Genomic DNA, 21,484 nt, shown 5'->3' on the forward strand with positions numbered 1-21,484 from the left:
CCGGGTTTCCGGCTGAACCCCGGCTACGCGTCAGTGCGCGTGGCTGGGGTTCGCGGCCGGCTCTTCCTCGGTTCCCGCCCCTGGCTCTCCGAGCATCGCGGCACCGACCAACGCGTCGGGAACCCCGAAGCCGTCGACGAGCAGTTCGGCGTGCGGACGCAGCGTCCGGCACCGCTCGTTGATGGCACGGGTGACGGCCTTGGATCGCTCGGTCGACAGGTAGCGGTGCTCGATGAACCAGGCCTTGTCCGCCTCGATGACCGACAGCGCGTACAGGTCGCAGACCTCGTCGAGCAGTTCCTTGGTGGTGGCGTCCTCGCAGGATTCGATGCCGGCGATGAACGCCTCGAAGATGATCCGATCGATGTGCGCACTCGCGGCATGCAGCACGTGATCCTGCACCGCGTTGAACGCCTCGAAAGGAGTGGTCTCCTTGGACTTGGACTGCAACCGGCGCGCGACGGTCGAGAGCAGGTACTCCTCACGATCTTCGAACATCTTGACCTGGGTGCCGCGGTTGAACAGCGAGCCCTCTTCCTCGTTGTCCTGACGGCGGTCGAGGATGGTCTGCATGATCGCCTGAGCCGCAGTGCGTTTGACGACGCGGTCGCCCACCATGTCGGCGGCGAACTTGACCCATTCGACCGGGCTCATGGACTTGACGTCGTCGGCGTACGCGGTGAGCAGTTCCTTGGCCACCAGCTGCGTCAGCACATGGTTGTCGCCCTCGAACGTGGTGAACACATCGGTGTCGGCCTTGAGTGAGATCAACCGGTTCTCGGCGAGATAGCCTGCGCCGCCACAGGCTTCGCGGGCTTCCTGGATCGCGGCGGTCGCATGCCAGGTGTTCGCGGCCTTGAGGCCTGCTGCCCTGGACTCGAGCTCGCGCTGCTCCTCGGCGTCGGGGTTGTCCGCGGTCTGCAGCTCGTGCATCTTCGACACGAGCTCGTTCTGCGCGAACTGCAGGGCGTAGGACTTGGCGATGAGCGGGAACAGTCGACGCTGATGCACCAGGTAGTCCATGATCAGGACCTCTTGGTCGGAATCGGGTGCGGAGAACTGCCTGCGCTGCAACGCGTATCGCGTCGCGATGTCGAGAGCGACGCGGGCCGCAGCAGCGGCACTGCCACCGACTGTGACGCGACCGCGGATCAACGTACCGAGCATCGTGAAGAACCGTCGAGACTTGTTCTCGATGGGGGAGGAGTACGTACCGTCGTCGGACACATCGGCGTACTTGTTGAGCAGGTTGTCTCGCGGGATGCGGACGTGATCGAACATCAGGCGGCCGTTGTCGACGCCGGGGAGACCGCCCTTGTACTGACAGTCCGAGGTGGTGACACCGGGCAGGTCGTCACCGTTCTCGTCGCGGAGCGGAACGAAGAAGCAGTGCACACCGTGGCTCTCGGGCTCCTCGCCCGGGCCTGCAGTGATGAGCTGAGCGAACACCGCGGCGACGGTCGCGGTCTCGGCGGCACCGCCGATGTAGTCCTTGCGCGAGGACGGCGTCGGCGAGTTGATGACGAACTCGTCCGTCTTCGGGTCGTACGTGGCCGTGGTCTCGAGGGACTGCACGTCGCTGCCGTGTCCGGTCTCCGTCATGGCGAAGCAGCCGAGCAGATCGAGACTGATGATCTTGGGGACGTAGGCCTCGTGGTGGCGTTCGGTGCCGAGATTCTCGATGGCACCGCCGAACAGCCCCCACTGGACGCCGGCCTTGACCATCAGGGAGAGATCGCTCATCGCGAGCATTTCGATCATCGTCACCGCGGCACCGACATCTCCGGTGCCGCCGTGCTCCTTCTTGAAGCCGTTGTCGGCTGCACCGGCAGCGGCGAGCAACTTCATCTGTTCCATTGCCTTGGTGCGGGCGATGACGGTGTTCGGCGTGTAATGCGGACGGAACTCGTCGCGTGCAAGTTGCTGACGCGCCTGGTTCTTCACATCTCGCCAGCGGCCGTCCAGAGTGTTCCGAAGGTGATCCGTTGTGGTTGCCATACTCGACGGTAACCTTTTGCGGCCGCCTGTGAAGGCCGGAAAGTCAGACCGGCCAGACGAATTCTCGCAACACGGCCCGGCAGCTGCGCCAGAAGCCCTTTTTCGCGTACGGACCGTCGTGGAACAACGACGCGCAGTTGTCCTCCATGGCCCGGTTCACCAGGGGACTGAAGTCGGTGAACTCGCCGACCAGGAACTCCTTGAAGCCCTCCGGCCACGCGTGCTGGGCTGGTTCGTGTTGTGCCTCCACGACCGCGAGTGTAATGCAGCGGTAACACCGATGTTACAAATCCCACTCACTTCATCAACGCGAACGCCTGCTGCGCGACGAGGAACGCGTAGCTGGACGGAATCAGATCGATCGCGCCGTCAGCCCGGAACTGCTCGGTCACGATCCAGTCCTGGCCGGCCGCGTCCGTGGCGAGGAATGCGCCGGCCAGATCACCGGGAGCGCTGCCGCCCTTGAAGCCCGAGTACGGCCACAGCGCCGCGTCGAGCTGCACGCCCGGGGTGATCGCGAGAATGCGGCGGTTCTCCTCCGCTCCCGGGCCGTTGGCCAGATACCCCATGGCAGCGCAGACGTCCTGCGCATTGGCGAACCATTCGACACCGTCCGCCGACGCCGGATTGTCGAGGAAGTTCTCGAAGTCGATTTCGAGCGGCCTCGCGTCCGCCCGTTCGAGCAGCTCTGCCCGGGTGGCGGGGTCGGCCCCGGACCACTCTTCCCGCATGTCTGGATCGCCGAATCCGATGACGAAGAACTGCCGGGTGTCCATCATCGGCGTCATGACGGACGGGTCGTGATGACCCATGACGCCGAGTTGGCGTTCGACCCGGTCGCGGCCGAGGCGTTGCATCAGCAGGTCGGTTGCGGTGTTGTCGGACAACGAGATCATCTTCTCGGCCGCCTCCCGAACCGACACCTTCGTGCCGTCGGGCAGATTCTGCAGTTCACCCGACGGCGCACTCTTGGTGGCATCACGAACGGTGAGCTGGTCTTCCCAGCGGATGTTGCCTGCGTCGATCTCGTCGGTGAGCGCGCCGAGAACGTACAGCTTGAACACCGATCCGAGGGGAAGCACCGAGTCCGCGTTGACGGAGTAGATCGATTCGCAGTCGCCGCCGTTGAGTCGAGACGCGCTGTAGGAATAGTTCGGGGCGACCTTCGACAGTGCCGCGTCGAGATCGTCGAACGACGAGATCGTGGGGGTGTCCGGCCGGGCCAGGAAGCCGTCGAGCTTGCCGTCGGTGCCGATCGACGTCGTGATCGTGGCCGGGATGCCCGCGGTGGTGAAGTGCAGGACACCGGAGTTGGGACCGGCCTCGAAGCTCGTGGCCACGTTCGGTGCGCCTGCCCGCAACTGTTCGAGTGGGGTGGCGAGCCCACCCAGCGGTGCGACGGCCTCGGCCAGCTCGGGGCCGGTGACTGCCTCGACCTCGGCGGGGTCGGGTGCGTCCTCGGCGTTGATCCACCGCAGGATGCGTTCGTTGACTGCGCCCACGGGAGTGGAGGTGTCGACGGCGAAGTCCGGAGCGGTCGTGGTGGGCACGGGCGCAGCGGACGTGCCCCCGCAGGCGGAGAGCGCCAGAGTGGCGGCAACGACCACTCCCACGAGTCTCGTCACGGTGCGCGTCGTCATGCTGCGATGCTAATGGATTCGGACATTTCGCCACCCGTCCAGTCTCGGTACGGCCGGACGGGCGCTGTGGCAATGTGCTCTGGCGTGCTGACTTCCGAAGACGTCCGTCGAATCGACTCCGACCATCTCTGGCACCCCTACAGCCGGTTCCCGGCGGATGCGACGCCGCTGCTGGTCGACAGCGCGTCGGGAGTGCGACTGACGTTGGCCGACGGCAGGCAACTCGTCGACGGCATGAGCTCGTGGTGGGCGGCGGTGCACGGCTACCGGCATCCGGTGCTCGACGCCGCCGCGCACGATCAGCTGGGTCGAATGAGCCACGTCATGTTCGGCGGACTGACACATGCTCCGGCGGCCAGGTTGGCCGAGCTGCTGGTCGACATCACCCCCGCGGGGCTCGAGAAGGTGTTCCTCGCAGATTCCGGATCGGTCTCGGTGGAGGTCGCGGTGAAGATGGCGCTGCAGTACTGGCGCGGACGCGGCGAGAACGGACGCACTCGGCTGATGACCTGGCGCGGCGGATACCACGGAGACACGTTCGCGCCGATGAGCGTGTGCGACCCGGACGGCGGCATGCACACGCTGTGGACCGATGTGCTCGCGAAGCAGGTGTTCGCTCCGGCTCCGCCCGCGGAGTTCGACGCCGGCTACGTCGCCGAATTCGAGCGGGTACTCGCCGAGCACGCGCACGAACTGGCGGCGATCATCGTCGAGCCGATCGTGCAGGGCGCAGGCGGAATGCGGTTCCACGACTCGCGCTATGTGCTGGAACTGCGCCGATTGGCCGACGAGTACGGCGTACTACTGATCTTCGACGAGATCGCGACCGGATTCGGTCGAACCGGGGAGTTGTTCGCTGCCGACCACGCGGGTGTCGCACCGGACATCATGTGCGTCGGCAAGGCACTGACCGGTGGATATCTGACCTTGGCGGCGACGTTGTGCACCACCGAAGTGGCCGAAACCGTCTCGGGCGGCGAGGCCGGGGGTCTGATGCACGGGCCGACGTTCATGGGTAATCCACTGGCGTGTGCGATCGCGGTGGCGTCGGTAAAACTGTTGCTCTCGCGCGACTGGCGCGCCGAGGTCGCACGTCTGGCGTCGGGGTTGGCCGACGGCCTCGCGCCGGCCCGGTCCTTGCCGGGAGTCGCCGATGTTCGCGTTCTCGGCGGCATCGGCGTCGTCGAGATGCGCAGTCCGGTGGACATGGTTCGAGCCACGGCAGCGGCCGTCGACGCGGGTGTGTGGCTGCGTCCGTTCGGCCGTCTGGTGTACGCGATGCCGCCGTACATCTGCACCGAGGAGGACGTGGCGGCCATTGCAGGCGCGATGCTGGCGGTGGCCCGAAGCCATACTTGAACAGCGTTCAAGTATGGTCGCTGCCATGACCGCTCTGGAGTGGCTCGACGCCACCGCGCACGCCCGACGCGAGGCCGGACTCGAGCGCGTCGTGATCCCCCGCACGGCCGAGGAGGCGATCCTCGACCTGGCTTCGAACGACTACCTCGGCCTGTCCAGGCATCCGGCCGTCATCGACGGAGCCTGCGCTGCTGTGCGCCGGTGGGGCGGCGGATCCACCGGATCGCGGCTGGTCACCGGCACGACGACGGCGCACGAGCGACTCGAGGAGAACCTCGCCGATTTTTTCGGAGCCGAGGCCGGACTGGTGTTCTCCTCCGGCTACACCGCCAACCTCGGGATCGTGACAGCACTGGCGGGCCGCGACGCGTTGGTGATCTCCGACGCCGCGTCGCACGCCTCGCTCATCGATGCCTGTCGCCTGTCTCGGGCGCGCGTGGCCGTCGCTCGGCACTGCGATACCGGCCATGTCGACGAGCTGTTGCGGGAGCGTCCCGAACAGCGGGCCCTGGTGGTGACCGACTCGGTGTTCAGTGCCGACGGTGATCTCGCGCCACTGGCCGAGCTGTATGCGGTGTGTCGGAGGCGAAACGCGGTGCTCGTCGTCGACGAAGCGCACGGGTTGGGCGTACGCGGCGCCGGTGGCCGGGGAGCCGTCCACGAAGCAGGACTCGCCGGAGCGCCCGACCTGGTGATCACCGCAACGCTGTCCAAGGCCCTCGGATCGCAGGGCGGAGTGGTTCTCGGGCCGGCAGCGGTGCGCACTCAGGTGCTGCACAGTGCGCGCACGTTCGTGTTCGACACGGGCCTCGCGCCCGCCTCCGTGGGCGCGGCAGCGGCCGCGTTGACCGTCCTGCGCGGCGAACCCGAACGGGTGCACTCGATCGGTGTGCGAGCAACGCAACTGGCCGCCGCAGCGGGCGTCGAAGCGACGAAGTCGGCGGTGGTCCCGGTGGTTCTGGGCGACGCGCAACGTGCGGTGCAGGCGGCCGCGGACTGCCTCGAGCTCGGCGTCCGCGTCGGATGCTTCCGGCCACCGTCGGTTCCGGCCGACGGGTCTCGACTCCGACTGACCGCGCGCGCCGATCTCACCGACGCCGATGTCGACCGTGCCGCGTCGGTCCTCGCGGCTGTGTTGAATGCGGCGGTATCGAATGCGGCGGTGCTGTCGTGACGGTTCTGCTCGTGACCGGAACGTCGACCGGCGTCGGCAAGACCGTGGTGACCGCGGGTATCGCGGGTGCCGCGCGCGCAGGCGGATGGACGGTGGCGGTGTGCAAACCGGCGCAGACCGGCGTCGGAGGTGACTACCCGGACGAAGCCGATATCGATGTGGTGCACCGGCTTTCGGGAATTCGGGGAGTGGAGCTGGCGCGATACCCCGAGCCACTGGCTCCGGACGTTGCGGCGCGCCGATCGGGTCGGCCGATGCTCGAACTCGACGCTGTGGTCGACACTGTGCGCACGCTGGACGCGGCCCACGACCTCGTGCTTGTCGAAGGTGCGGGTGGAGTGGCGGTGCGTCTGGGTGCAGGAGGGTTCACCGTGCTCGACATCGCCGGGGCCGTGTCTGCGCCGATCGTCGTCGTGGCCGGTGCAGAGCTGGGAACGCTCAACCACAGCGCGCTGACCACTGCCGCGGCGCGGGCGGTCGGGGTCGACTGCGCAGGGCTGGTGATCGGATCGTGGCCCGCCGAGCCGAGCCTTGCCGCGCGGGTCAACCGCGACGAGTTGCCCCTCGTGACGGGGGTCGGGCTGATCGCGCGCATCCCGGAAGGAGCCGGCCGACTCGCAGCGCAGGCCTTCGAAGCCCTGGCCGTGGGTGCCTTCGGCGAGTTTACCGAGTCGTTACTCGGGTACCCGCCGTAGAGAATCTGCCGTCTCGGCATTCGAAAACAGACGGGAAATAGACACCATGAACACCACCGTATGGATCATCGTTGCAGTAGTAGTCGTTCTGTTGGTCATTGCCATCGCCGTGGTCGTTGCCCGTAAGGGCAAGGAACGTAAGAGATTGGAAGCGAACGAGATTCGCGAAAAGGCTGCCGATCAATCCTCCGTCGTCGAGGAGCGTGAACTGATGGCGCGCGAAAGCGAAGCCAAGGCACGCCGCGCGCAGGCAGAGGCCGACGTCAAAGCAGCCGAGGCGGAGAAGCTCGCACAGCAGGCGCAGTCTCATCAAGGAGTTGCGGCGTCGTCACGCGACGAGATGGAATCGCAGTTCGAACGTGCGAATCGAATCGACCCGGACGTGAAGAACGGCAAGAACATGACAGGCGATCGGAACGTCACAGGTGACCGGAACATCGCCCATGACCGCACTGTGGCAGATGACCGCACTGTGGCACATGACCGGACCGTGGCGGATGACCGGACTGTAGCGCATGACCGGACCGTGGCAGACGACCGGAACATTGTCGGTGACAGGAACGTCGTCGGTGACCCGAATGTGGCGGACGACCGGAACATCGCCGGCGATCGGAACGTGATGGGCGATCCGGATGTGCCCCCGACGGCACCCCGGCACGAGCGGAACTAGTCGGTCGAGTTGTGCGGTAGTTCGAGCTCGACGACATCGTGCTCGCCCAGGTTCGGACGCTCGTTGGTGATCTTCGCCTTGGCGTAGGCCAGCAGGTTCGACACCTTCGAGCCGGGCGTGGACCAGTACTCGGCTCCCTCGGCGGCCACGTGGATCAGAGCGACCTCGCGCGAATCGGGGTTCTTCTCGAACCATGCGGCCGCCCGGGTGTTCCACAGCTCCTCGGCCTTGGTGGTGTTCTCGACCACCGCGGCCGTACCGGACAGCGACACCCAGCCTTCACCGGACTGGAACGAGACGTTGACCGTCGGGTTCGCCGCGATGTCGCCCACCTTCCGGGAATCGGTGGCGGCGAAGAACCACAGGTCGCCGTCGAACTCCGCTTCCTGAAGCGCCATCGGGCGCGAGATGAGGTGGCCGTCCCGGCCGACGGTGGTGAACATGCAGAGCCCGGCTTCGGACATCAATTGAGCGACTTTCGTGACGCCGTCCCCGGGGTTGTCGGCGCTTGTTCTCTCGGTGTTCGTCATCGAAACCAACTACCCGGTGTGTAGCTCGCTCAACCGTTAAGGTGACAAAACGGACACGAGTACCGGGAGGCTGCGCATGGGAAAGAACCTCGACAAGAACAATCGGCCGGACCTGCGCGTGAGCAACGACGAACGTGAGGCCGTCGTGACCACCCTCGGTCTGGCGATGAGCGAGGGCCGCTTGACGTTGGTCGAGTACGAACAAAGGCTCGACGCGGTGTGGGCGTCGACGACTCGCGGTGATCTGGACGAGGTCGTGCGCGACTTGCCGGCCCCCGAGAAATCGACGGCAACGGATGTCGCTCGTACGACGAGCGAGTGGCGGGAGTATCTGGACGAGTGGCGCTGGTGGCTCGGTGGTGCCGTCGTCATGAACGGAATCTGGGCCGTTCAATGGATCTCCGACGGCGAACCGACCTCCTACTGGCCCCTGTGGCCCCTCGGTATCTGGGGCATCATCCTGGTCGCGATGGTGTTCATGCCCGAGGAGAAGAAAACCGACGACTGAGGCCGGCGTCGACCGCATTATTACGCCCTGTAGTTGGTGATTTCGCCGAACCTGGGACACTGGAAGACGTGACTGTTTCTCCCGGCGACGACGCCCCCGTATCGGCCCAACTCTTCGCCCGCGCGAGCGAGGTCATTCCCGGCGGCGTCAACTCGCCGGTACGCGCCTTCGCGTCGGTCGGCGGAACGCCCCGCTTCATCACGCAGGCCAGCGGATACACGATGACCGACGCCGACGGAAAGTCGTACGTCGACCTCATTTCGTCCTGGGGTCCGATGATCCACGGACACGCCCACCCGGCCATCGTCGAGGCCGTCCAGAAGGCAGCCGCGACCGGCCTGTCGTTCGGTGCGCCCACGCTCCGCGAAATCGAACTGGCCGAGGAAATCGTGCGTCGCGTCGGCCCCGTCGACCAGGTTCGCCTTGTGAATTCGGGCACAGAGGCCACCATGAGCGCGGTGCGCCTGGCCCGCGGCTTCACCGGCCGCACCAAGATCGTCAAGTTCTCCGGCTGCTACCACGGCCACGTCGACGCCCTCCTGGCCGACGCCGGCTCGGGACTGGCCACCTTCGGGCTGCCGACCTCCCCGGGAGTCACCGGCGCACAGGCGTCGGACACCATCGTCGTTCCCTACAACGACCTCGCCGCCGTCACCGCGGCCTTCGAGGCCAACCCCGGCCAGATCGCGTGCATCATCACCGAGGCAGCTGCAGGCAACATGGGAGCAATCCCGCCGGTCACCGGCTTCAACGAGGGACTGCGCCACCTCGCGACCGAGCACGGCGCACTGCTGATCATGGACGAGGTGATGACGGGATTCCGCGTCAGTGCCTCCGGTTGGTACGGCATCGACGGAGTTGCCGGTGACCTCTACACCTTCGGCAAAGTCATGTCGGGCGGATTGCCTGCCGCCGCATTCGGCGGTCGAGCAGACGTGATGGCCTACCTCGCGCCCGCCGGACCGGTGTACCAGGCAGGGACGCTCAGCGGTAACCCCGTCGCCGTCGCGGCCGGTCTGACGAGTCTGCAACTGGCCGACTCGGCCGTCTACGAGAAGCTGCAGACCAACTCGCAGCGACTCGGAACACTGCTCGGCGACGCTCTCACCGCCGAAGGCGTCACCCATCACGTCCAGTTCGCGGGCACTATGGTGAGTGTGTTCTTCGCCGATGGACCCGTCACCGATTACGCGCAGGCCAAGGCCGCGCAGACGTGGCGATACCCGGCGTTCTTCCACGCCTTCCTCTCCCGCGGTGTGTACCCGCCGCCGAGCGCCTTCGAGGCCTGGTTCGTCTCGGCTGCCCTCGACGATCGAGCCTTCGAGATCATCGCCGACGCAGCCCCCGCCGCCGCGAAAGCAGCGGCCGCCGCCACCGCTCCTCAGTGACGTCTGCACCGAACTGATTGCCCACCCGACTAGCGAGAAACAGGACCCCGACGTGACCGAGGCCCCCGCAACACATCCGCACTCGACGACGCGCACCATCGTGCACGTCCTCCGGCACGGCGAGGTTCACAACCCCAAGGGCATCCTCTACGGGCGGTTGCCGGGCTTCAAGCTGTCGGTGACGGGCCAGGCTCAGGCCAGGTCGGTCGCGGACGCGCTCGCCGGCCACGACATCACCCACGTCGTGGCATCGCCGTTGCTGCGCGCGCAGGAAACCGCCGGACCCATTGCCGCAGCGCACGGCCTGACCATCGCCGAGGACGAGAACCTCATCGAAGCAGGCAACGAGTTCGAGGGACTGCGCGTGGCCGTGGGCGACGGTGCACTGCGTAGGCCCCGGCACTGGTGGAAGCTGCGCGACCCGTTCACCCCGTCCTGGGGCGAGCCGTACCTGCAGATCGCACACCGCATGCTCGCCGCAGTCAATGCGGCGCGCGTCGAAGCCGTAGGGCACGAAGCCGTCTGCGTCAGCCACCAACTCCCGGTGTGGACACTGCGCCGCTTCCTGCAGGGCGATCGGCTCTGGCACGACCCGCGCAACCGTCAGTGCGGGCTCGCGTCGCTCACCTCGTTGGTCTACGAGGGGGACCAGCTGGTCGACCTCGTCTACTCCGAGCCCGCGGGGGCATCCGACCCAAGGATTTCCGGTGCGTAGGTTTCTGCTGGGTGTGGCCGCAGCGGCCCTCGTCGCGGGATGCTCCACCGGCACCGACGCGGTGGCGCAGGGCGGAACCTTCCAGTTCGTCTCACCGGGCGGACAGACCGACATCTTCTACGAGCCCGACGAGCGCGGCACCATCGGCGAGTTGTCCGGGCCCGACCTGATGACCGAGGGCAAGACGACCTCCCTGTCGGACTACGACGGTGACGTCGTCGTCCTCAACGTCTGGGGCCAGTGGTGCGGACCGTGCCGCGGTGAAGCCGACGACCTCGAAGACGTCTACGAGGCCACCAAGCCCTTGGGCGTCGAATTCCTCGGGATCAACGTGCGCGACGAGTCGCAGACCGCCGCGCAGGACTTCGTCGTCAGCAACAACGTCAGCTACGCCTCGATCTACGATCCGCCCATGCGCACCCTCACTGCGCTCGGCGGCGTCCCCACCTCCGTCATCCCGACGACCGTCGTGCTCGACCGGCAGCATCGCGTCGCGGCAGTGTTCCTGCGCGAACTGCTCGCCGATGACCTACGGCCCGTCGTCGAACGCGTCGCAGCCGAGGAGCCAGTGCAGCCGTGACCGAGACGATGTACCTCGCCGGGATAGGCGCGAGTTTCCAGGAAGCTGCGGCCTCCGGGCCGCTCATCCTGGCCCTCGGAGCCTGCGTCCTGGCCGGGCTCGTCTCGTTCGCGTCGCCGTGCGTGGTACCCCTGGTGCCCGGATACCTCTCGTACCTCGCCGGAGTCGTCGGAGCCGACGCCCCTGCCGTCAGCGCCGACGAGGCAGCCGTGAAGACGAAGGTGCGCAGCGGGCGGTTGCGCGTGGCCGGAGCGGCGGGTCTGTTCGTCCTCGGATTCACGGTGGTGTTCGTTCTCGCCACCGCATCGGTGTTCGGAGCGATCTCCGTCCTGGCGATCAACCGCGAACTGCTCATGCGGATCGGCGGCGTCGTCACCATCGCCATGGGCCTGGTGTTCGTCGGACTGATTCCCGCGCTGCAGCGCGACGTGCGCTTCGAGCCGAAGCAGATCGGCTCACTGGCCGGAGCGCCGCTGCTCGGGGGCGTGTTCGCGCTCGGATGGACCCCGTGCCTCGGACCGACGCTCGCGGGCGTCATCTCACTCGCCGCAGGGACAGACGGCACGACGGCAGCGCGGGGCGTCGTTCTGATCGTGGCGTACTGCCTCGGTCTCGGCTTACCGTTCGTGATCCTCGCGTTCGGTTCGGTCAGCGCGCTGCGTGGCGTCGGCTGGCTACGTACACATGCACGACAGATACAGGTGTTCGGCGGAATCATGTTGATAGCGGTAGGAATTGCACTGGTCACCGGTGCCTGGGATCAATTCGTCGGCTGGGTGCGCGACGCCTTCGTCTCCGATGTGGTGTTGCCGATATGACCACCGACATCGAAGAGCGCACCGAGGCATCGCCGCCGCGCAAGCAATCCGCGCTGGGCAGGGGAGCGGCGCTGGTCCGCAACACCTGGCGCGGCCTGACCAGCATGCGAACCGCGCTGGTGCTGCTGTTCCTGCTGGCCTTCGCCGCGGTACCCGGTGCCCTGGTGCCGCAGCGCAGCCTCAACGCCGGCAAAGTCGACGAGTACATCGCCGACCGCCCGACCCTCGGCCCGATCATGGACAAGCTCGAACTGTTCGACGTGTTCGGCAGCTTCTGGTTCACGGCGATCTACGCGCTGCTGTTCATCTCGCTGATCGGCTGCATCCTGCCGCGCTGCATCGAGCACGCGAAGCAATTGCGCACCAAACCCGTTCGTGCGCCCCGCAACCTCTCCCGACTGCCGCACCACAGCCGCTACGACGTGGACGGAACGCCGGAGGAGATCGCAGCGCAGGTACGCACCCAGTTGCGCGGTTGGCGCGTCGCCCAACGAACCGAGGACGGCGGAGCCGTGACGCTGTCGGCGGAGAAGGGCTACGTCCGTGAACTCGGAAACCTCGTCTTCCACTTGTCTCTCGTCGGACTGCTCGCCGCGATCGCCATGGGCAAGCTGCTCGGGTACGAGGGCAACCGCATCGTCATCGCCGACGACGGCCCAGGCTTCTGCACCTCGACCCCGGCCAACTACGACTCGTTCCGCGCAGGCAACCTCGTCGACGGCACCGACCTCGAACCACTGTGCGTGCGCGTCAAGGACTTCAGAGCCGACTACCTCGACACCGGCCAGGCCGAGATGTTCACCTCCAACATCGAATACCAGGCAGGCCAGGACCTCACGAACAACGTCTGGCGCGACGACCAACTGCAGGTCAACCACCCGTTGCGCGTCGCAGGAGACCGCGTCTACCTCCAGGGCCACGGCTACGCACCCACCTTCACCGTGACATTCCCGAACGGCGAAACCCGCACCGACACCATCCAATGGCAACCGACGGACGCCACGACCTTCCTCTCCAGCGGAGTGCTCCGTGTCGACCCGCCTGGCGGCTTGTATACCGATCCCCTGGACCGGCGAAAGAACCAGATCGCCATCGAAGGACTGTTCGCGCCGACGGCGTCGTTCCACGGCAGCCTGCTGTCGTCGAGCTTCCCCGCCATGAACGACCCCGCCGTCGCCATCGACATCTACAAGGGCGACACCGGCCTCGACACCGGACTGCCGCAGTCGATCTTCTCGCTCGATCAGGAAATGATCGCCCAGGGCAGGCTCGTGAAGCAGGACCGCGTCAACCTGATGCCAGGAGAATCGGCGACGCTCAGCGACGGAACGGTCGTCACCTTCGACGGCGCGAAAGAATTCGTCAACCTTCAGGTCTCACACGACCCGGCCCAGACCTGGGTGCTCGTCTTCGCACTCACGATGATGGGCGGACTGCTCGTCTCACTGGTGATCAAGCGTCGCAGAATCTGGGTCCGACTCACCGCCGACGCCCAAGCACGACGTACTGTAGTAGACCTCGGCGGACTTGCACGCACCGATCAGGCGGGGTGGGGCGAAGAGTTCGACCGCCTGTGCACCCGCCTGCTCGGCGACACCTCGAAACAGGAGAACTGACCGATGCCGATCAACGAGACCCTCTCGCAGTACAGCGACTGGTCCTTCGAATCAGCGTTCACCATCTACGTGCTCGCATTCGTCCTGCTCATCGCCCAGTACGCCTCCGCCAAGGCCACGGCCGCTCAGGCGAAGGAACTCGTCGGTGCCGGCGCGCCGGTGGCCCAGTCGCGACCGGGACTGGTTGTCGAAGCCCCGAAGCGACCGCTGTCCGAGCGACTCGCAGGCATGGGCTTCGCCCTGCTCGCCCCGGCTCTCGCGCTGCACATCGCCTCGGTGGTGCTCCGCGGGTTCGCCACCCACCGCTTCCCGCTCGGCAACATGTACGAGTTCGTCACCATGGCCACCGCAGCCGCCGCCCTCACCTCCGTGATCGTGCTGCGCAAGAAGACCATGCGCCCGATGCTCGTGTTCGTTCTCGCACCGATCATCGTGCTGATGTTCTTCGCCGCCACCAAGCTCTACGCCGACGCCGCACCCGTCGTCCCCGCGCTGCGCTCCTACTGGCTGCCCATCCACGTCACCATCGTCAGCGTCGGCAGCGGCATCCTCCTGGTCTCCGGCGTCGCCTCCCTGCTGTTCCTGCTGCGCATCAAGCAGCCCATCGGCCAGGAAAGCGTTGGGTTCTGGGGCAAATTCGCATCCAAGCTGCCCGACGCCCAGGCCCTCGACCGACTCGCCTACAAGACGACCATCGTCGCTTTCCCGCTCTTCGGAGCCGGCGTCATCCTCGGTGCAATCTGGGCCGAAGCCGCATGGGGCCGCTTCTGGGGCTGGGACCCCAAAGAGACGATGTCGTTCATCACCTGGATCATCTACGCCGCCTACCTGCACGCCCGCGCCACCTCCGGATGGCGCAACACCCGCGCCGCCTGGATCAACATCGCCGGATTCACCGCCATGCTCTTCAACCTCTTCATCATCAACATGGTGGTCTCGGGACTGCACAGCTACGCAGGACTGAACTAGTCCTCGCCCGCTGGCAGCCTCCGCGCGGGACTGTCAGCTGGTAGCGTCCGATCCGGCTCGATGGGGGACACATCCGAGCTCGGATCTTCGATGTGGGACGCGAACTGGGGGGAATCGGTCATGGCCGATCGGCACGAGAACAACTGGCAACCCGTCCGGCCATTGGACGACGACGTGCCCGAAGAAGACGTAGCTCGCCCCACGGAATCCGAGCCGGTCGTTGGCGTAGGGGCGGCGGAGGCCACACCCGCACCGCCGCGGGAGCCCTTCAGATCGACCCCCATCACGATGCCGCCCGAAAGCATCGACAATCAGCCCGTGCCGCAGCCCGAGGCCGCCCACACATCGCCGCCGCTTCCCGGGTCGCGGGACGGTGAAGCCCACGGTGACGCAGGTGGTGAGGCGGCGTCGGTCGCGGTGCCACCTGCCGGGGTCGACAAGACCGTCGTCGCACCACCGAGGCCCGTGGAACCGCCGACGACGGCTGTGGCACCGACTGTGAAACTGACTCCTACACATGCGCCGCCCGTCGCATCAGGGCCGCCGATGCCGCAGAATCCGGTGCCGCAGAACCAAGGTGGGCCACAGAACTATTGGGCCCCGCAGAATCAAGCCGGGCCGCAGAACTATTGGGTTCCGCAGAACCAGGGCGGCCCGCATGGTCAGTGGCCGTCGGAGGGTCACTGGAATCCCCAGAGTCAGTGGAACGGTCAGAATCAATGGGGGCCTCAGCCCGGCCAGTGGCCTGGGCCGCCGCATCAAAATCAGCAGCATCAAAATCAGCTGTATCGGAATCAGCCTCAGCAGGTTCGGCAAGGCCCGGGTGACGCGTTGATCGCCACCCCGGGAGCGGCACCGACCGTCGGCCCGAGTCGGTCGGATGAGCAGCCGGTGCCCTCGCTCGATCTCGGTAGTTCGTTGCTCGTCCGATCGGGGAATGCGCCGCCGGTGGCAGGGTGGCGTCGGGCGTTGTATCTGATGTCGCGTGGTCGCCTGAATGTGGGCAACAGTGCCGCTCAGCAGCGACGCCTGGTTCTGACCGCGGAGGTGGATCGGCCTCTCGTCGGGTGCCATCGCGTCGCGGTGCTGTCGCTGAAAGGGGGCGTGGGCAAGACCACGACGACGGCCACACTCGGCTCGACGTTCGCCGAGATCAGGGGTGATCGGGTGATCGCCATCGACGCCAACCCCGATCGGGGAACGCTGGGGCAGAAGGTGCCGGCCGAGACGACCGCCACCGTCCGTAATCTGTTGCGCGACATCGAGTCTCTGGACCGTTACAGCGACGTCAGGGCTTACACGTCGCAGAACGTGCATCGACTGGAGGTGTTGGCGTCCGATTCGGATCCGGCAGCTTCGGAGGCATTCAGCGGTGAGGATTACGATCGCGCCGTGTCGCTGTTGGAGAAGTTCTACAGCATCGTCATCACGGACTGCGGCACCGGTCTGATGCACTCGGCGATGGAGAGCATTCTCGAGGGAGCCGACACGCTGGTGGTGGTCAGCTCGGGCTCGGTGGACGGCGTGCGGAGCGCGTCGGCGACGTTGGATTGGCTCGATGCGCACGGCTACCGCGAATTGGTCGCCACATCGGTCGCCGTGGTCAACGGCGTTCGGCCGAGAGCTGGAAAAGTGGACCTGCACAAAGTTGTCGAGCATTTCGAGCAGCGGTGCGCGCGAGTGCGAACTATTCCGTTCGACCCACATCTCGAGGAGGGGGCGGAAATCGAACTGGATCGTCTTCGTGGGCGCACGCGGAAGGCACTGTTGGAAGTCGCGGCGGCGGTAGCGGCAGGTTTCCCCGACGCGCCCACCGCTGCCCACCGCAACTGAGAGCTACCGAACCCTATTCGCTGGGTTCGGTGCCTGCCTCGGTCCCGTCTTTCCCTCCGCGGCGAGCTTCACGGTTGATTCGCCACAGAAAATCGGGATCGTCATCGGGTCCGACAGTGCGGGTGGGTGGAGCCTGTGTGCTGGGTCCGAATGCCTTCCAGAACAGCACGATGACTGCCACCAAGCCGATCAACGCCAATAGATAGATCACGACGCACCTCCTACTACGAGGGTAGCCGCGATGCAACACCCTCCGCACCCGTCGAGCGTCGAAGATTCCTGAGAATGTTCGATGAGTTCGAGCGGGTGCGGAGATCTAAGGTTTTTCGTACGTCAGGACGTCCGAATCAGTGGTGCGCGCCGGCTTCCGTGGTCAGAGAGGTCAGTAATTGCATGACCTCGGTCTCGCGGAATCGACGGTGCCCGCCCGGAGTGCGGAGCGATCCGAGGCGACCGGCGTGTGCCCAGCGTGTCACTGTCTTGGGGTCGACGTGAAAAAGCGCGGCTACCTGACCCGGCGTGAGAAGTGAGTCCTGAGCCTTGTGAAATGTGGGTGCGCTCATCTGTCGTGTCCTCCTACGATTCGGTTCGGTGCATATGCGTCGAACCGGAGATATCGGTCTGCTGCGTTCGAACCCCATGGTTGCACTCGAACCCCTAGGTACTCGACTGATACAAGGTTGGTAAAGGGGAGGTAATGGACAAATCGGTCACGCCGGGGGTGGGTCGGAGTGCTTGCCGAGCCCGGTAACCTGGGACCCGTGAGTGACGCGACGAACGCCGACAGCAGCGAACCTACCAGCGGAAACGGCGCGAAAGGTAGGTCGGCGAAGAAGTCTCTCGCCGTGAACCTGGGTGTCTACACCTTCGCGCGCCTGGCGCTCGTCATCGTGATCGGCGCACTCATCGTCGGCATCGGTTTACTCTTCGGCGTCGAGGTTCCGGTACTCGTCGCCGCGATTTTCGCCGTGCTGATCTCGCTACCTCTGTCACTGCTCCTGTTCAAGAACATGCGCATCCGCGTCAACGAGTCCATCGCGGCAGTCGACGAGGACAGGCGCACCGCGCGTGCGGATCTGCAGTCGAAGCTGCGCGGTGAAGACGGCAAGAAATGACCAGGACGGTCGATCACTCGGGGTCACGGGCATGGGTCGACAATGCGGTCCGGTTGATCGAGGCCGATTCCCAGCGCAGCGCCGACACACACCTGCTGCGATACCCCCTTCCCGCGGCCTGGGGAATCTCGCTATACCTCAAGGACGAATCGACGCACATCACCGGCAGCCTGAAGCATCGACTGGCTCGGTCGCTCTTTCTGTACGCAATCTGCAACGGATGGGTCACCGAACGCACCACGGTGATCGAAGCCTCGTCGGGCTCCACTGCCGTCAGTGAGGCCTATTTCGCCGGACTGCTCGGACTGCAATTCGTCGCGGTGATGCCTCGGAGCACCAGCCCGGCCAAGATCGCACTCATCGAGTCCCACGGCGGGAGATGTCATTTCGTCGATCAGCCCGGCGAGATGTACACCGAAGCGCATCGTCTCGCGGCCGAGCCGGACAGCCACTACATGGACCAGTTCACGCACGCCGAACGAGCCACCGACTGGCGCGGAAACAACAACATCGCCGAGTCGATCTTCGACCAACTTCGGCTGGAGGAATGCCCCATTCCAGACTGGGTGGTCGTCGGTGCGGGGACCGGGGGGACCAGCGCCACCATTGGCCGCTACATCAGATATCGCAGGCATGCAACGCAATTGGCGGTGGTGGACCCCGAGAATTCGGCGTTCATCGGCGGCTACGAGTCCGGAGACGCGGGCTACGAGACAGGGCTGCCCTCCCGCATCGAGGGAATCGGCAGACCGCGCGTCGAGCCCTCGTTCGTCGGCCAGGTGATCGATCGAATGATCGCAGTGCCCGACGCCGCCTCCGTGGCCGCCGCACGGTTCACCTCGGACGCACTCGGCAAACGAGTGGGCGGATCGACAGGCACCAACATCTGGGGTGCCTTCGGATTGATCGCGGAAATGATCGCAGCAGGCCGCAGCGGGAGCGTGGTGACACTGCTGTGCGACGGCGGAGACAGGTACACGCAGACCTACTTCGACGACGCCTGGGTTTCGAGCCAGGGTATGGATCTCGACGAACCGACCGCGGCCCTCGAAAAGTTCGTTCTTACCGGGGTGTTCTGAGGAGATCTACTTGCTCACCGCCATCGACGCCGCGGCAGTTGCAGCGGCGACGGTGACGACCGCCGGCCAGGCACCGATCTTCTTGGCCAGCGGGTGCGAGGCACCGAACGCGACGAGATAGGTCCCGAGCAGCGCACCGGCGCGGGTCGAGCCCGAGGACTTCTGCCACCGGGTCGTGCACGCCACACCCGCAGCGGCCAGTACGGCTCCGCCGAGTTGACGGTTGTGCGACTGCCGGGCGACGGCGAAGCCGCCGAGCAATCCACCGGCAGCGAGTGCGGACGTGGCGATCGAGCGTCGAGTGTCGTTGGTGGCCATGATCATCACCCTAGCCGCGCCTGCACCCGCAGACTCCTCGCCAGATGGTCTCGTTGCTCGATCACCAAGCGCCGCAGGGCGGCCGGTGCCCACTCGTGCTCGGCCAGCCAGCTGTCCGCGGCTACCGTCGACGATTGCTGCGGAAACAGTCGGACGACGATGCGCCGTGCGATTTCGATGCTGCGCGAGGTCCACAACGACGCGATGGATTCGAAGTACCGGTCGTGATAACCCTGCGTCAGGTCCGGCCGGTGCCCGGCCCCGAAGCCGGTGATGAAGGCGTCGAGAACATCGTTGGACGCATCGTCGCGCTCGGTGATGGCAGCCCACGCCCTTGCCTTGACCTCTGCGTCGGGGAGCGCCGTCGACGCCGCCGTGTGTGAGGTGCGTCCGGACGACGTGTTGTCGGAGGCCAGCTCTGCATCGAGCTCGGCCGAGGTCGCGTTTCCGGTCGCGGCCAGGGCCAGCCAGAACGACCAGCGCTGGTCGGGATCCAGGCGCAGACCTGGCACGGTCGCCGTGCCGTCGAGAAGTGCGCGTAGGTCGGCTGCGCGGGAGCCGTCGAGTTGGGCCGCGGCCGCGGTGGCTCGCGCCCACACCAACTGGGTATCGCTCCCTGGCTCACTCGTATGCAGCTGCGTCCACGACGCCTCCAGCCACTGCCGAGTGGGTTCGCGCCGTCTGTCCTCCGGGAGGTAATGCTCGAGGGCGTACGCCACATTGGCCGTGACTGCGGACAACAGACCGATCTTGGGCTCATTCGGTGCGAATCTGGTTGCGATGTCGATGTATTCGAGTGCAGACAGCTCGGCGTCGCGGGTGGAGTTCCACAACGCCGACCACACCAGGCCCCGGGCGAGAGGGTCGACGATGCGATCGAGGTGGTCTCGCACAGTGGTAGTGGAGCGCTCGTCGAATCGGATCTTGGCGTATGTCAGGTCGTCGTCGTTGAGCAGCACCAGCGCGGCCTCGGGAAGGTCGACCGGCGTTCGTGCCTCGGCGATGTCGAGTTCTCGTCGGTGGGTTCTCGTCAGATGTCCGGCCTCGTCGAGGTCGTAGAGCCCGACGGCAATTCGGTGGGGCCGCGGGTTCGTCTGTTCGACGGCATCGCCGGTGTAGCTGAGCGTGGAGACGCCGGTGGTCTGCAGCCATGCTGCAGCCCAGGTGTCGAGGTCGCGTCCGCTGGCGGTCGACATCTCGCTCAGCAGGTCCGTCAGCGTCGTGTTTCCGAAGGCGTGCGTGCGAAAGTAGTTGCGGGAGGCGGCGAAGAAGGCATCTGCGCCCACGAACGCCCCGAGCTGCTTGAGGACGCTCGCCCCCTTGGCGTAGGTGATGCCGTCGAAGTTGAGCTTCGCGGCCTCGAGGTCGGTGATGTCGGCGACGATCGGGTGGGTGGTCGGAAGTTGGTCCTGCAGGTACGCCCACGCTTTTCGTCGGTTGGCGAAGCTGACCCAGGCGTCGGTGAATCGGGTCGCTTCGGCCGATGCGTATGCACCCATGAAGTCGGCAAAGGATTCCTTGAGCCACAGGTCGTCCCACCACTGCATCGTCACGAGGTCGCCGAACCACATATGCGCCATCTCGTGCAGGATCGTGTTCGCGCGGGCCTCGTACTGGGCTTCGGTTGCCGCAGAACGGAATACGTACGACTCGGTGAACGTGACGAGGCCGGGATTCTCCATCGCGCCGAGGTTGTACTCGGGGACGAAGATCTGGTCGTACTTTCCGAAGGGATACGGGTAGTCGAACTTGTCGTGAAAGAAGTCCAGGCCTCGTTTCGTGATGTCGAAGATGTCCTCGGCATCGAAGTACTCGGCGAGAGACGCCCGGCAATAGGCACCGAGGGGGACGGTGAGTTCGCCTCGCGTCCAGGATGATCGGACGCGGTGATACGGACCGGCCGCAACTGCGGTGATGTAGGTCGAGATCGGCAGGGTCGGCGCGAAGGTGGTGACCGTGTCTGTCGTGACACCCTCGCGGTTCGACAGTACGGTCCACGTCGGCGGAGCCGTGACAGTCAGAGTGAAAGGGGCTTTGAGGTCCGGTTGCTCGAAGTTCGCGAACACTCGGCGTGCATCGGCCGGTTCGTACTGCGTGTAGAGATAGACGTTGTCGTCGACGGGATCGACGAACCGATGCAGTCCTTCACCCGACCGGCTGTATCGTCCGCGCGCGCAAATCCGCACGATGTTGTGCTCGGTGAGCCCGACCAGTTGAATCCGCGAGCCGTCGTAGTCGACCGGCGTGTCGATACCGTTGACGGTCACTTGGTCTACTGCCGCACCGATGAAGTCCACCCAGGTCGCAGCCGTGGTCGCGTCGAATTCGATGGTCGTCACGGTCTCGAAGGTGTCGAGGTCCGCGTCCTCTGCGCGCAGGAGATCGAGGTGAACGCGATACTTCACCCCGTCGATGTGGCGCGATCGCCTGCGAGTTTCGGTCCGGGTCAGATTCGCGGTGCTCACCGAACCAACCCTAG

The 21,484-nt window shown here is 65.8% G+C and carries 22 protein-coding genes; 14 read left to right on the plus strand and 8 right to left on the minus strand.

Annotated elements, in window-relative coordinates; genetic code table 11:
* Positions 1–30: 30 nt before the first annotated feature.
* The 3 genes from CH283_RS02170 to CH283_RS02180 are packed head-to-tail and all read right to left on the minus strand — an operon-like array spanning position 31 to position 3,638.
* Positions 31–1,998 (minus strand): acyl-CoA dehydrogenase family protein, encoded by a 1,968-nt coding sequence (locus CH283_RS02170; protein WP_094641077.1) that lies wholly within the window; start codon positions 1,996–1,998, stop codon positions 31–33.
* A gap of 43 nt (positions 1,999–2,041) precedes the next feature.
* A complete protein-coding gene (locus CH283_RS02175) occupies positions 2,042–2,248 on the minus strand; it encodes an inositol 2-dehydrogenase (protein ID WP_094641078.1) in 207 nt (68 codons plus the stop codon).
* 46 nt (positions 2,249–2,294) lie between these two features.
* Positions 2,295–3,638 carry a serine hydrolase gene (locus tag CH283_RS02180; protein WP_094641079.1) on the minus strand — a complete coding sequence of 448 codons (1,344 nt, stop codon included), beginning with the start codon at positions 3,636–3,638 and terminating at the stop codon, positions 2,295–2,297.
* A 72-nt stretch (positions 3,639–3,710) separates the two neighbouring features.
* Here CH283_RS02180 and CH283_RS02185 point away from each other — a divergent pair, with 72 nt between their 5' ends.
* Genes CH283_RS02185 through CH283_RS02200 form a run of 4 tightly spaced genes read left to right on the plus strand, consistent with a single transcriptional unit; the run spans position 3,711 to position 7,536 of the window.
* Positions 3,711–4,997, plus strand: a complete 1,287-nt coding sequence (locus CH283_RS02185) for an adenosylmethionine--8-amino-7-oxononanoate transaminase (RefSeq protein ID WP_094641080.1) — start codon at positions 3,711–3,713, stop codon at positions 4,995–4,997.
* A gap of 25 nt (positions 4,998–5,022) precedes the next feature.
* Complete coding sequence (locus CH283_RS02190; protein WP_094641478.1) at positions 5,023–6,171, plus strand: 8-amino-7-oxononanoate synthase; 1,149 nt, start codon at positions 5,023–5,025, stop codon at positions 6,169–6,171.
* Complete coding sequence (gene bioD / locus CH283_RS02195; protein WP_094641081.1) at positions 6,168–6,866, plus strand: dethiobiotin synthase; 699 nt, start codon at positions 6,168–6,170, stop codon at positions 6,864–6,866. Before CH283_RS02190 ends, bioD begins: the two co-directional genes overlap by 4 nt.
* Before the next feature lie 46 nt (positions 6,867–6,912).
* The gene (locus tag CH283_RS02200) at positions 6,913–7,536 is read left to right on the plus strand and encodes a hypothetical protein (RefSeq protein ID WP_094641082.1); all 624 of its coding nucleotides are present in this window, start codon (positions 6,913–6,915) and stop codon (positions 7,534–7,536) included.
* Here the strand turns inward: CH283_RS02200 and CH283_RS02205 are convergent.
* Positions 7,533–8,066 carry a pyridoxamine 5'-phosphate oxidase family protein gene (locus CH283_RS02205; protein ID WP_068046380.1) on the minus strand — a complete coding sequence of 178 codons (534 nt, stop codon included), beginning with the start codon at positions 8,064–8,066 and terminating at the stop codon, positions 7,533–7,535. The genes CH283_RS02200 and CH283_RS02205 overlap by 4 nt on opposite strands.
* A 76-nt stretch (positions 8,067–8,142) precedes the next feature.
* Between CH283_RS02205 and CH283_RS02210 the strand changes: the two genes are divergently transcribed.
* The 8 genes from CH283_RS02210 (at position 8,143) to CH283_RS28615 (ending at position 16,493) form a co-directional block, all read left to right on the plus strand.
* Entirely contained in the window at positions 8,143–8,574 is a 432-nt protein-coding gene (locus CH283_RS02210; protein WP_068046377.1) for a DUF1707 SHOCT-like domain-containing protein, read from the plus strand.
* Between the two features lie 68 nt (positions 8,575–8,642).
* Positions 8,643–9,962: a glutamate-1-semialdehyde 2,1-aminomutase gene (gene hemL, locus CH283_RS02215; protein ID WP_094641083.1), complete on the plus strand. Its 1,320-nt coding sequence runs from the start codon at positions 8,643–8,645 to the stop codon at positions 9,960–9,962.
* Between the two features lie 52 nt (positions 9,963–10,014).
* Positions 10,015–10,677: a histidine phosphatase family protein gene (locus CH283_RS02220; protein WP_068046369.1), complete on the plus strand. Its 663-nt coding sequence runs from the start codon at positions 10,015–10,017 to the stop codon at positions 10,675–10,677.
* Complete coding sequence (locus tag CH283_RS02225) at positions 10,670–11,257, plus strand: TlpA disulfide reductase family protein (RefSeq protein WP_068046366.1); 588 nt, start codon at positions 10,670–10,672, stop codon at positions 11,255–11,257. The genes CH283_RS02220 and CH283_RS02225 overlap by 8 nt, the downstream gene beginning before the upstream one ends.
* Positions 11,258–11,265: 8 nt before the next feature.
* Positions 11,266–12,075, plus strand: a complete 810-nt coding sequence (locus tag CH283_RS02230; protein ID WP_037188672.1) for a cytochrome c biogenesis CcdA family protein — start codon at positions 11,266–11,268, stop codon at positions 12,073–12,075.
* On the plus strand, positions 12,072–13,691 hold the full coding sequence (resB, locus tag CH283_RS02235; RefSeq protein WP_068046363.1) for a cytochrome c biogenesis protein ResB: 1,620 nt from the start codon (positions 12,072–12,074) through the stop codon (positions 13,689–13,691). Before CH283_RS02230 ends, resB begins: the two co-directional genes overlap by 4 nt.
* A gap of 3 nt (positions 13,692–13,694) precedes the next feature.
* Positions 13,695–14,660 (plus strand): c-type cytochrome biogenesis protein CcsB, encoded by a 966-nt coding sequence (gene ccsB, locus CH283_RS02240; protein WP_094641084.1) that lies wholly within the window; start codon positions 13,695–13,697, stop codon positions 14,658–14,660.
* Between the two features lie 546 nt (positions 14,661–15,206).
* Complete coding sequence (locus CH283_RS28615; protein WP_094641480.1) at positions 15,207–16,493, plus strand: MinD/ParA family ATP-binding protein; 1,287 nt, start codon at positions 15,207–15,209, stop codon at positions 16,491–16,493.
* Positions 16,494–16,506: 13 nt separating this feature from the next.
* Here the strand turns inward: CH283_RS28615 and CH283_RS02250 are convergent, their stop codons facing one another.
* Complete coding sequence (locus CH283_RS02250) at positions 16,507–16,704, minus strand: hypothetical protein (RefSeq protein ID WP_032393904.1); 198 nt, start codon at positions 16,702–16,704, stop codon at positions 16,507–16,509.
* Between the two features lie 136 nt (positions 16,705–16,840).
* Entirely contained in the window at positions 16,841–17,056 is a 216-nt protein-coding gene (locus tag CH283_RS02255) for a BldC family transcriptional regulator (RefSeq protein ID WP_037187021.1), read from the minus strand.
* Positions 17,057–17,254: 198 nt separating this feature from the next.
* Between CH283_RS02255 and CH283_RS02260 the strand changes: the two genes are divergently transcribed.
* The gene (locus CH283_RS02260; protein WP_082899469.1) at positions 17,255–17,608 is read left to right on the plus strand and encodes a DUF4229 domain-containing protein; all 354 of its coding nucleotides are present in this window, start codon (positions 17,255–17,257) and stop codon (positions 17,606–17,608) included.
* A complete protein-coding gene (locus tag CH283_RS02265; RefSeq protein ID WP_094641086.1) occupies positions 17,605–18,687 on the plus strand; it encodes a PLP-dependent cysteine synthase family protein in 1,083 nt (360 codons plus the stop codon). Before CH283_RS02260 ends, CH283_RS02265 begins: the two co-directional genes overlap by 4 nt.
* A gap of 6 nt (positions 18,688–18,693) precedes the next feature.
* On the opposite strand, the gene CH283_RS02270 is transcribed toward CH283_RS02265, so the two are convergent.
* Positions 18,694–19,005, minus strand: coding sequence for a hypothetical protein (locus CH283_RS02270; protein ID WP_094641482.1), 312 nt, complete (start codon positions 19,003–19,005; stop codon positions 18,694–18,696).
* 5 nt (positions 19,006–19,010) lie between these two features.
* Positions 19,011–21,470 (minus strand): aminopeptidase N, encoded by a 2,460-nt coding sequence (pepN, locus tag CH283_RS02275; protein ID WP_094641087.1) that lies wholly within the window; start codon positions 21,468–21,470, stop codon positions 19,011–19,013.
* Positions 21,471–21,484 lie beyond the last annotated feature (14 nt).

Source organism: Rhodococcus sp. 05-2254-2 (assembly GCF_002259095.1).
Taxonomy (GTDB): Bacteria; Actinomycetota; Actinomycetes; order Mycobacteriales; family Mycobacteriaceae; genus Rhodococcoides.